The following is an 11227-nucleotide window of genomic DNA, read 5'->3' on the forward strand; positions in this document are numbered from 1 at the left end:
CGTTTCCCGCTCCAAATTTTAAAACCCAGCCTACGGCTGGGTTTTTTCGTTTTCGGCGGTCAACTTGTTTGTTCCCCACGTCCATGTGGGGAATCCTGCGGATTCGCTGCGCTCACACAAAAACATTCCCGATGTTTTTGTCCCGCTCCAAATTCGAAAAGCCGATTCAGAAATGAGTCGGCTTTTTTATTGCCTGTTTGTAGTCAGCGCGAACCTGAGGGTCGCGATCGGGCGCCGACCGCAGGGTGCCTGCCAGATTAATCATGTGTCTCATTCCAGATTAGAAAAGTCAGTATTCTGAGTGTCTTCGTCCCCAATCGAAATTCGGGGTGCATATACAGAATGACCAATTCTTGTTGTTCAGACTTATGTAACTGTCGTGTTGATCGCTGAGTTCTTTATGTTTATTGAAATACTTTGCCGCGTAATATCAATAATGAAGGGATTGAGTTATTAGTGAGTATATTAACACTACAACAAAAGACGCAATCAGACTGGTCCTTTCCACTGATTGTTTGTGGACTTTTCCATCAGTATTCTTCAAACATTCTGGCAGCTGTTCAGTAGTTCTGATGGCGCCTTATATGTTCTGAAGTTTGATTATGCCTTTGCTGTTAGCTGTTCTGGTTTACCGTGTGAGCCCGGCTTCGTTCGGTGCATTTTACCCATAGGCAGGAGCTTATTTAATATATTTCTACTGTGCAGGATGCTGAATATGAAAATCACAAAATCAATAAAATACACGTTTCTGGTACTCATTAATGTGACTCTGATCGTACCGTTTGTATCGGCAGCAGAATATGACATACCACATGAATTTGAGGCTGGTACCCCGGCACTTGCTTCTGAAGTGAATGAAAATTTTTCACAGGCTAAGTCTGCTATTGATGACAACTCTCAAGCCATTGAGAACCTGACGACCGCTCCTTGGCCTGTTAAACAAGCCCATTCATATAACAATTCTTCTCAATTATTTTACGATGGAGATTATCATTTACTGGATATAGGCGGAACGCTGACTAATACTGATCTTGAAATTAGTTTGGATTACACCAGTGATATTGTTGTTCAGTTTATGGCTGAGTGTGCAGTATATGCATCAGATGAAATGACCTATATTGATCTGGATATTCTTGTGGATGGCGTATCCATTCCACCTACGAATTCAGATAATGCTCTTTGCACATCTGATGGTTCCCATTCCGGTAATTGGACTAGTGTTGCGGCTCTAGGTATTGCTGCAGGTATGACTTCAGATGTTCATACAGTTCAGGCCCGGGTAAGGTTTTTTGATTACGAAACCGGAGAGTCAGCACGTCTGGATGATATCGCGGTTGTTGTTACCGCTACAGCAAAGCCTGTGTCACTTTCGGGAGGGATTACAGATGAACCTCTTTAAAGTAGTAAAGTTATCTAATCTGCTGGCGTTCCCGTTATTGATTGTTCTGCTTAGTGCATGCGGCGGAGAAAGTGGTCGTTCGCCAGCAGATAATAGTGCTCCGGACTTGATTGAACCTGCGCCGAACCTTCAGCAGACAAGTCTGAATTGGGATAACGATGAATGGACCAATCATAACTGGCAATAGGGGAAATACCAGTGCTGACAGCATTGGCTATTTCCCTTGCGTTCTTATCACCAATCCGCGCTGGTTAAAAAACAACCTTCTCGAACTGTGGTGGGATCTGTCTTACCTTCGTAATAACTCCCCTGTATACCTCACTGTTTGATAGTGCTCAGCCGGCATAAGGGCGTTGTTGATGTGCTGGTCAGGCGTATAATGGACCGGCTCAGCTCAGGTGTTGACAGGATTTTGGGATGATCTGTTAACGGTGATGGCTGGCGCATCTAATTTATCTGATGAAATGGAGTCAAACAGCGATGGTCAGCATTAATCTGGTAGGCGGAGAGAAGGGTGGTATTGGTAAATCCGTCCTGTCCAGGGTTCTGGTTCAATACCATATCGATAAGAATATTCCTTTTAAGGCGTTCGATGGTGATCTCTCCCATGGCGCACTGATGCGTTATTACGGTGAATTCGCAGAAGCCGTTGATATCCGTGAGTACGAAAGTGCTGACCGCATTGTAGAGCAGGCGGTTGAGTCTGGTCTTAATGTTGTCGTTGATTTGCCTGCTCAGGCTTCCACTGCAATTGATCGCTGGGTAATGGACAGTGGTCTGACAGAATTCGGTGAAGAACTGGGTGTTAAGCTGACCCTGTGGCATGTGATGGACGACGGCACAGACTCTGTTCGTCTGCTGGATCGTGCGCTCAGCGTGTACGGTGACAGTCTGGATTACGTGTTGGTTAAGAATCACGGCCGCGGCAGTGATTTCTCATACTTTGATGCGTCGGAAGCAAAAGAAAAGGCGCTGGAATACGGTGCCCGTATTATCGACTTCCCGGAATTACACGCCGCTTCCATGCGCAAAATCGACCGTGTTGGTGCGAGCCTGTGGGCTGCTGCCAATAATAAAGACGAAGCGGTTGGGCCAACCCTGGGTATGCTGGAGCGTCAGCGTGTTCGTGTATGGCTGAGCAATGCGTATAAATTACTGGATCAGGTATTTGCCGGCGAGTGATCTGAACTCAGATTTGTCTCAGAGCGGGCTTCTGAAGCCCGCTTAAAAGCCCGCTCCGTAGCCCAAACGGTGGTCCACAGAGGGCGAACCTGTACCAGGTTTACTTTCTGATCTGTCCTGAAGCAGCATGCATTCCGACGCTGCTCATAAAATAACAGCCTTCAGGCACTTTCGGCGTACGCTTTGCCCAACAGCAGATTGGTGCGCAGGGGAGTAACATCGGTAGCGGCTTCCATCAGTTCGTGATACCAGAAGCTGTCCACTACATCGCCCACGCAGACCACGCCAATAATGCGATTGTTTTGCAGCACCAGCTTTTTGTAAATCCCCATTTCAATGTCCGACATGCGCAGAATTTCGATACCTGCTTCAGTGTCTTCCTCGTCAATATCAAAGCGCCCGATACTGTGCATATCCAGCCCGGAAACTTTGAGTTTGGTCAGATGTGTACGCTCGCGATAGGGTTGTTTCTCCAGCTCGTCATGCAACGCTTTATCGCTGGTGAAACGCAGAGTCAGTTTTTTTGCCAATACTCTTGCCTGATCCCAGATCGGAGCGACCAGACCATAGGTATTTTTTTCGTATTCACAGCATTCGCCCAGCGCAAAAATATAAGGATCTGATGTGGTCATGTGTGCATTGACGACAACGCCGCGGTTGCAATCGATGCCGGCCAGCTCACCGGGTTCTTTATTTGGGGTGATACCGGTGGCGAATACAATCAGGTCGGTATGCAGGGTTTGCTGGTGGCTGTCCGCCTCGATAATGATCTTATGAACCTGGTTGTTTTCTTTGATCAGCTCAACCGGGCTGGTGGCGGTTCTTACATCAACGCCACGGTGGTTCAATTCTGCGTAAAGAATATCGGCGGCTGCACCGTCCAGCTGGCGGTTCATCAGCACCGTGTTACGGTGAATCAGCGTGGTTTTTACACCGCGGGACTGTAACCCTGTAGCGGCTTCAACACCCAGAAGACCGGCACCAATAACCGTCACATGCTGCATGCTGTGCAGTCTGCTTTCCATGGCGTCGACATCTGACATGGTACGGAAGCCGATAACGTTTTCAGCGTCACTGCCGGTGACTGGCGGAATAAAAGAGCGCGAGCCTGTGGCGATAATCAACGCGTCATAAGAGAATTGAATATCGTTACTGAAGACGATTTTTTTAACCCGGTCGACGGCAGTAACCGGCGTTGACAGGTGAATTGTTGTTCTGTGCTGCAGATACCAGTCAGCATCATGTGGGGTAATATCCGCCAGAGTGGTTTCTTTCGCCAGCAGCGGCGACAGCATAATACGGTTGTAGTGAGCAATTGCTTCGTCACTGAGGATGTGCACCTCAGAAAAAGGATGATCAGTTCCTAATTCTTCCAATACCCGGTTAGCGGCCATGCCATTACCGATAATAATCAGGGTTTGATTCTTTTTCATGGCTGAAGTCTTCAGTGTCAAATCAATTAAAAACAGGGGAATAGTCTGGCTATTCCCCTGTGCTCAGTCTGATGATTGTGCTTGTTTAAGCAGCGCTATCAGAACTTAGCTTGACCCCATACCCACACTTTGTCGGTATCGGATTCGTTGTCGCCAGCAGAATAGCCTGCGTATTTCAGACCGATGCTGAAGTTGTCATCGATTTTCTTGGCGGCCAGGAAGTCGATTTCAGAACCTTTGTCTGCACTGCCTTCATCGGCAGAGAAGTCATGGTAGAAACCAACCAGTTTTACACCTGCAACATTACCGGCAACTTTCAGGTAGGTGTCAGACAGACCATCTGCCGGAGTGCCCAGGAATTTGTCGGCCCAGCCGTTGAAGGCATGCTTGGTAGCGAATGGTGTATTGAAACCGAATTCACCGTCATCGCTGCCCAGTGTTTCGTTACCCAGTGCCAGAGTTACACCGGAAACAACCACGCCAGCTTCCAGCGCGTAGTAGAGCGCATCATGCTCAACGCCACCGGCATCCTGATTCTGAGTAGCCAGTTCTGCGCGGTAGGTAACTGTGGTATCGCCCGCTGCAGTTTTACCGGTAAAGCTTGCGCCATAAGTGTTCAGGGTGAAGTCAGTGTCGTCCATGTCAGCCAGGTATGCGTAAGCAACCAGTTTGCCAGCAGCCAGACCTGTGTAAGCTGCGTTCAGGGCATGTGCTGACAGATCGGTGGAGTTGAACAGAATGTCGTTCACCTGGTCGATGTAAGCATAAGCCAGAGCAACATCATCCATTTTGTAGGTGAACAGAGCTGCATCATAAGTCTGTTCATTCTGGCGCCAGCCGACGTTACCAATGAAGCGGGCATTGTCGAGGATGATGCGCTGGCGACCAACAACGGCACCAAAGTTATCCTTGCTGTAAGACACCTGGAAACGGTTGATTTCAGTGTTTTCAGGATCAGCGACCACGTCGTAGTCAGCATCTTCGATGCGGTATTCGTCTACGATGGCGCGAACATCTTCCAGTTCAGCCAGAACTTTAAACCCTGCCATTGAAGGCGTTTCATAACCCACGCGGGAGCGCAGGGTCAGAGCTGTTGCGGAGTCGGTGGCATCGTCTGTGTCGTTAGTTTCGTAACGCAGACGGAAATCTGCCAGCAGGTCTCCTTTTTTCACGGTTTCGACAAATGCATTTTCAGCAACCGCTACCTGGCTCAGTGCCAGACCCAATGATACAGCTAAAAGGGTTTTTGTAGTTTTCATGGCTCTCTCCTTCGTTTGAAGCCGTTGTAATAATTTTCATAGCCGGTGGGCGCCGGCTAATCAGTTTTTATGCAATTTTTTTTTCCGGTTCTTGTGCAGGCTCTATGGCAGGAGCTGCGACCGGTTCAGGCTTTTTTGTCGCATTGGCTTGTGGAGCAGATGAAGTGGTGGAGTCCACTTTCTTTTGTTTTTCGTAAAGGAAACTTAATACAGCGGCGCGGTAGTGGTTGTACGCCGGATCATCCGCTAACTCGAGGCGGTTGCGCGGACGCTCCAGATTCACATCCAGAATTTCACCGATGGTGGCAGCCGGGCCGTTCGTCATCATCACAATGCGGTCAGACAGCAGTACTGCTTCGTCCACGTCGTGGGTAATCATGATGACGGTGTTGTTCAGGTCTTTCTGAATTTCCATCAGCGAGTCCTGCAGGTGAGCACGGGTCAGGGCATCGAGTGCGCCGAAAGGCTCGTCCATTAACAGAACGTCTGGTTCCATCGCCAGCGCGCGGGCAATACCGACACGCTGCTTCATACCACCGGAAATTTCGTCCGGACGTTTGTGCATAGCGTGGGTCATATGTACCAGGCCCAGGTTGTGTTCAATCCATTCCTTCATTTCGGCTTTGGATTTTTTGCCTTTAAATACCTGCTTTACGGCCAGCTCGACGTTTTCATAAGCGCTCAGCCATGGCAGCAGAGAGTGGTTCTGAAACACCACTGCGCGCTCAGGGCCGGGTTCGTTTACTTCTTTACCGTTCAGAACCACGCCGCCTTCAGTGGCCTGCAGCAGACCAGCAACGATATTCAGTACGGTGGATTTACCACAGCCGGAGTGACCGATCAGGGAAACAAATTCACCCTGTTGAATTTTCAGATTCACATCGCGTAGTGCACGGAAAGAACCTTTTGGAGTGTTGAACTCGATGCCAGCACCGGTAATTTCAAGCATTTTATTCATGACAATATCCTTTTAATTAACGCAGAGTGGCTGATTTGTCCCAGGACACATAACGCTGAATCATCAGCATGATGCGGTCGAGGAGGAAACCGATTAAACCAATGGTGATCACTGCCACCATGATGCGGCCGAGCGAATCAGAAGAACCGTTCTGGAATTCATCCCATACAAACTTACCGAGGCCCGGGTTCTGCGCCAGCATTTCAGCGGCGATCAGTACCATCCAGGCAATGCTCAGCGACAGGCGCAGACCGGTGAACATCATAGGTACAGAAGAAGGCAGTACGATTTTAATCACATGAGTCATGTAGCTCAGTCGCAGTACCTGGCTGACGTTTTTTAAATCCTGAGAAATGGACGCCACGCCTACAGCGGTATTAATAACGGTTGGCCACAGACAACACAGCATTACCGTAATCATGGAAGTCACAAAAGATTTCGGCACCATAGGGTCGTCGGTAACGTACAGAGCACTTACCACCATGGTCACCAGCGGCAGCCAGGCCAGTGGCGATACCGGTTTGAAAATCTGGATAATCGGGTTAAACGCCGAATAAAGGTTTGAACTCAGACCAATCACAATGCCCAGTGGCACTGCAATAAGAGAAGCCAGGAAGAAACCACTCAGCACGGTTACCAGTGATGTACCGATCTGGTCAACGTAAGTAGGCTTACCGGTGTATGGACGGATTTTTGGAACATAATCCGGATCTTTCGCCACACGATCAGCATTGCGTTTTTCCTGACGTTCGTAGAAAGCTTCCGCTTTCTCACGTTCAGTGACGTGTTCGTTCATCAGGTTTTTGCTTTGTGTAACCACATCGGCTGGGCCAGGGAACTGACCCAGTGATGTATTAATATTGCTGGCTGCTGCATGCCAGATCATCAGAAATACGAGAATACCGGCCAGTGGTAAACCCAGTGTTTTTAAAATTATCTGGATATTTTGACCGACGTTCTCACCTTTCGCAATTTTTACGACAGTTTCAAGCCAGGGCATGTTAGACAGAGCAATAGTCATGGTGTAACTCCTGTTGGCTGCCGTGCAGAGTGTGCTCCGGCAGCCGGGTTTTCATACGTTTTTCAATTGGTGTGTAACCGAAGGGAATCAGATTTTATCTGCGCCTTTCAGACCAATTTTAAATTTCTTCAGGTAATCATTTGGCTTGGTGCCATCGTAAGTGATGCCATCAATAAAGCCTTTCTGAGGTGCTTTAAAGCCAGTTTCGGTGGCGAAATCCGGGAAGTCTTTCGCATCCAGTTTGCCTTCGGCAATCAGTTCTTTAGCAGCAGCTGCGTAGATGTCCGGACGGTAAACTTTCTTCGCAGTTTCCATGAACCAGTCGTCAGATTTCTCGTCAGCAATCTGACCCCAGCGACGCATCTGAGTCAGGTACCAGATTGCATCAGAGTAGTAAGGGTAGGTTGCGTTGTAGCGGAAGAATACGTTGAAGTCAGGCACTTCGCGTTTATCGCCTTTTTCGTATTCAAAGGTACCGGTCATGGAGTTAGCGATAACGTCGTAGTCGGCGCCAACGTATTGTGGTTTAGACAGAATCTTCACAGCTTCAGGGCGGTTAGCGTTGTTGTTCGCATCCAGCCATTCCGCTGCACGGATCATAGCTTTAACCACTTTTTTGTGGGTGATCGGGTATTTGTCAGCCCATTCTTTGCTTACGCCGAATACTTTTTCCGGGTTGTCTTTCCAGATTTCGTAGTCGGTAATAACCGGTACACCAATACCTTTAAATACTGCCTGCTGGTTCCATGGTTCGCCTACGCAGTAACCGTAAATAGTGCCGGCTTCCAGAGTGGCTGGCATTTGTGGTGGCGGCGTAACAGAGAGCAGGGCGTCGGCATTAATCTGACCGGAAGAATCGCCTTTGTGTGGTGCGTAGTAACCTGGGTTAATACCACCGGCTGCCAGCCAGTAACGCAGTTCATAGTTGTGAGTAGAAACCGGGAAAACCATACCCATGTTGAATGGCTTACCTTCTGATTTGTACTTATCAACAACTGGTTTGAGGTAATCGGCTTTAATCGGGTGAACCGGCTTGCCATCAGCATCTTTTGGAATGTTTGGCTTCATCTGATCCCAGATATCGTTGGAAACAGTGATGCCGTTACCGTTCAGGTCCATGCTGAACGCGGTGATGATGTGCGCCTGGGTACCGAAACCAATGGTTGCACCCAGAGGCTGGCCTGCCAGCATGTGAGCACCATCCAGCTGACCGTCGATTACGCGGTCGAGCAGAACTTTCCAGTTCGCCTGTGCTTCCAGGGTGACGTACAGACCTTCGTCTTCAAAAAAGCCTTTTTCGTAGGCAACGGCCAGCGGTGCCATATCGGTCAGTTTAATAAAGCCGAATTTCAGTTCTTCTTTTTCTGCATATTCTTCTGCAGATACAGAAGGCAGACCCAGTGTGGCTGCACCCGCTGCCAGTACGAGGGCGCTTTTGATAAAAGCGCGGCGGATGGTGTTCAGTCCAGTCATTCCATTACCCCTTTTTTGAGCACAAAAAAAAGGCGCCACGACGTAATAACGTCGAAGCGCCTTTGCTTAAATAAAATGTTAGTGGAAATCGTTGGCCGCCATTGGCCGGAATTTCCTGACTGAGCACTGCTTAGCGATTAGCGTGCCAGTTTCTCCTGGGGGTGGGTATGTGTATGTTTTATCGAGGTTTTTAGGTGGTGCTGCCGCTTTTTGCCAGTCTGGAAAGCATGAGCGATCACATGCCTTTTATCCAAAAACGTGCATCAGATCGTGCCACTGCGCTGTCGTTGTGCATCGTTTCGTGGCCGATGGCGACAGAATAAGGTCTGCTTTGACGGCATGAATCCTGATAACAAGCGCAGCAGTGTTTGAATTTTGTGCGGAAAGCGCTTACTTTGACCATTCCGGGTAAACAACAGGGAAACGGATGCCAGTTACCCAGATCGCCAACCAAAAGCCGGGAGTTGTCGGGGTCGACCCATCTTTACGGCCAGTGATGCGGGTGTTAACGATCCCACTGGTTCTTTTTTGTCTTATCCTTTTATCTGTTACGACCGTACTATTTAATCTGCTGCAGAACTACACTGTGGCGCAGCGTGCCGAAACCTCTCTCGCCGATCTTGAATACCGTATGTGGCGGGCCATAGAAAGCCATCGTGAAACACTGATCTCTATCGAAAAACTGGTATCCGAGCAGGCGGAGCTGAAAGCTATGCTGATGGCGCGTGACCGGCGTGGATTGCTGATCGCGTTGCAACCTTATTACCACGACCTGAATCAAAGGCTTGGCGTCTCCCATTTTTATCTTCATGACCCTGATATGGTTAATGTCGTCCGTTTACACTGGCCCGAGCGTTATGGTGATCAGATTCAGCGCCAGACAGCCTTGGATGCGCATCTGCTCGGTGAGACCGTAACGGGTATGGAATTGGGTGGGATGGGCACCTACACATTACGGGTAGTGACGCCGGTCCGGCATCAGGGAGAGGTACTCGGGTATGTGGAACTCGGTACTGAGGTGGAGGACATTGCTGCCCGTGCGACAGTCGGTGAGCAGGTACGTTGGGTCGCTTTTATTTATAAAAAACTGATCGCTGAAACCGACTGGCAAGCTGGCGCCGACATGCTCAACCGGCAATACGACTGGCACACTTTTTAGAAGGTGGTGGCCATCAATCAGTCCGATGAAGTGCCAGGCAGATGGTTGGCGTTTCTGCAAAAAATGCCGGATGGTTATCAGGGTAACCTGCCGGATTATGATGACCGCAGCTGGTATGCTGGCACGGTGAGCTTCCCGGATATCCGCGGCGATCGGGTGGGCTATCTGCAGTTTTTTGTTGATGTCTCGTCACACCGTAATCAGGTCGCCAGCAGCGCGTACATTCTGTATGCCGGTGTTGTCGCAATTATTCTCGCTGCAGCTGCCTTTCTGTTTGTGATTCTGCGCCGCGCTGACAGCAATATTTCAACGCGTCTGAATCATCTTCATTACCTGGCCTATACCGATCCGCTGACCATGCTGGCGAACCGTAAGCTGTTTGCTGACCGGTTAATGTCCTCGTTAAAAATGGCAGCAGATAATGACCGCATGCTGGCGGTTTTATTTCTCGATCTTGACGACTTTAAAAGTGTTAACGACAGCCTCGGACATTCTGCCGGCGATGAATTACTGCGTCAGGTGACACGTCGACTGAATGCCTGTATCCGCGATGGAGACACTCTGGCCCGGCAGGGCGGCGATGAGTTTGCTCTGGTGCTGCCCAATGTTGATTCGACAGAGCAGGTCGCGGCAATGGCAAAATCCATCATTCAGGCACTGAAGCATGCGGTGATTATTAATGGTCGGGAAGTATCGACCGGAGTCAGTATCGGTATCAGTCTTTTTCCGCAAAACGGTACGACGCCGGAGGAGCTGATGCGCAATGCCGATGCGGCTATGTATATGGCCAAGGCCTCCGGCAAGAATTGTTTTTCCTTCTATACCAGCGATCTGACTGTTTCCGCCATCCAGAAAATTACTTTGCTGTCTGAGCTGAAACGGGCGCTCAGTCAGGGCAATATCACGCTGGATTATCAGCCGATTATTCATGGGCAGAACGGTAAATACAGCGGATTTGAAGCTCTGGCGCGCTGGCATCATCCGGTACAGGGTTATATTTCTCCGCGTACCTTCGTTGATCTGGCGGAGGAGTGTGGCCTGATTAATGAACTTGGCGCTTATCTGATTACTGAGGTCTGCCGGCAGATTCATCATTGGCTGATTCAGGGGTTTGATCCGGGTTACGTGTCGATCAACCTTTCCGTTGCGCAGATCGAGAACGAGGATTTTGGCGAATTTATAAGCAGCCAGTTAACACACTATTCGGTGCCAGCCGATATGATCGCGCTGGAAATTACTGAGAGTGCGCTGATGAAAAATAAAGACTGCACGGTCGCTAAACTGACCAGTCTGGGCAAGCTGGGGATGTCGATCTGGATTGATGATTTCGGCACCGGCTATTC

The 11227-nt window shown here is 49.3% G+C and carries 9 protein-coding genes; 4 read left to right on the plus strand and 5 right to left on the minus strand.

The window, feature by feature from the left end; genetic code table 11:
• Positions 1–715: 715 nt before the first annotated feature.
• The gene (locus tag B2Z72_RS18730; protein WP_296983305.1) at positions 716–1399 is read left to right on the plus strand and encodes a hypothetical protein; all 684 of its coding nucleotides are present in this window, start codon (positions 716–718) and stop codon (positions 1397–1399) included.
• Between the two features lie 459 nt (positions 1400–1858).
• Positions 1859–2581 carry a mobilization protein MobD gene (locus B2Z72_RS18735; RefSeq protein ID WP_296983306.1) on the plus strand — a complete coding sequence of 241 codons (723 nt, stop codon included), beginning with the start codon at positions 1859–1861 and terminating at the stop codon, positions 2579–2581.
• A gap of 161 nt (positions 2582–2742) precedes the next feature.
• Here B2Z72_RS18735 and B2Z72_RS18740 read toward each other — a convergent pair whose 3' ends face one another.
• The 5 genes from B2Z72_RS18740 to B2Z72_RS18760 all read right to left on the minus strand — a co-directional run bounded on the left by B2Z72_RS18740 (position 2743) and on the right by B2Z72_RS18760 (position 8725).
• Positions 2743–4014 (minus strand): NAD(P)/FAD-dependent oxidoreductase, encoded by a 1272-nt coding sequence (locus B2Z72_RS18740; protein WP_296983307.1) that lies wholly within the window; start codon positions 4012–4014, stop codon positions 2743–2745.
• 98 nt (positions 4015–4112) lie between these two features.
• On the minus strand, positions 4113–5273 hold the full coding sequence (locus B2Z72_RS18745) for an alginate export family protein (RefSeq protein ID WP_296983308.1): 1161 nt from the start codon (positions 5271–5273) through the stop codon (positions 4113–4115).
• Positions 5274–5340: 67 nt separating this feature from the next.
• Entirely contained in the window at positions 5341–6231 is an 891-nt protein-coding gene (locus B2Z72_RS18750) for an ABC transporter ATP-binding protein (protein ID WP_296983309.1), read from the minus strand.
• A gap of 16 nt (positions 6232–6247) precedes the next feature.
• Positions 6248–7252 carry an ABC transporter permease gene (locus tag B2Z72_RS18755; protein WP_296983310.1) on the minus strand — a complete coding sequence of 335 codons (1005 nt, stop codon included), beginning with the start codon at positions 7250–7252 and terminating at the stop codon, positions 6248–6250.
• A gap of 87 nt (positions 7253–7339) precedes the next feature.
• Positions 7340–8725 (minus strand): CmpA/NrtA family ABC transporter substrate-binding protein, encoded by a 1386-nt coding sequence (locus B2Z72_RS18760; RefSeq protein ID WP_296983311.1) that lies wholly within the window; start codon positions 8723–8725, stop codon positions 7340–7342.
• 427 nt (positions 8726–9152) lie between these two features.
• Between B2Z72_RS18760 and B2Z72_RS18765 the strand changes: the two genes are divergently transcribed.
• Together B2Z72_RS18765 and B2Z72_RS18770 are read left to right on the plus strand one after the other, a co-directional pair.
• On the plus strand, positions 9153–9884 hold the full coding sequence (locus tag B2Z72_RS18765; protein WP_296983312.1) for a cache domain-containing protein: 732 nt from the start codon (positions 9153–9155) through the stop codon (positions 9882–9884).
• 45 nt (positions 9885–9929) lie between these two features.
• Positions 9930–11227: putative bifunctional diguanylate cyclase/phosphodiesterase (locus B2Z72_RS18770; protein WP_297005572.1), on the plus strand; the 1298-nt coding region annotated here is incomplete at its 3' end.

Origin of the sequence: Thalassolituus sp. UBA6592 (genome assembly GCF_002433655.1) — a bacterium.
Taxonomy (GTDB): Bacteria; Pseudomonadota; Gammaproteobacteria; order Pseudomonadales; family Oceanobacteraceae; genus Venatoribacter.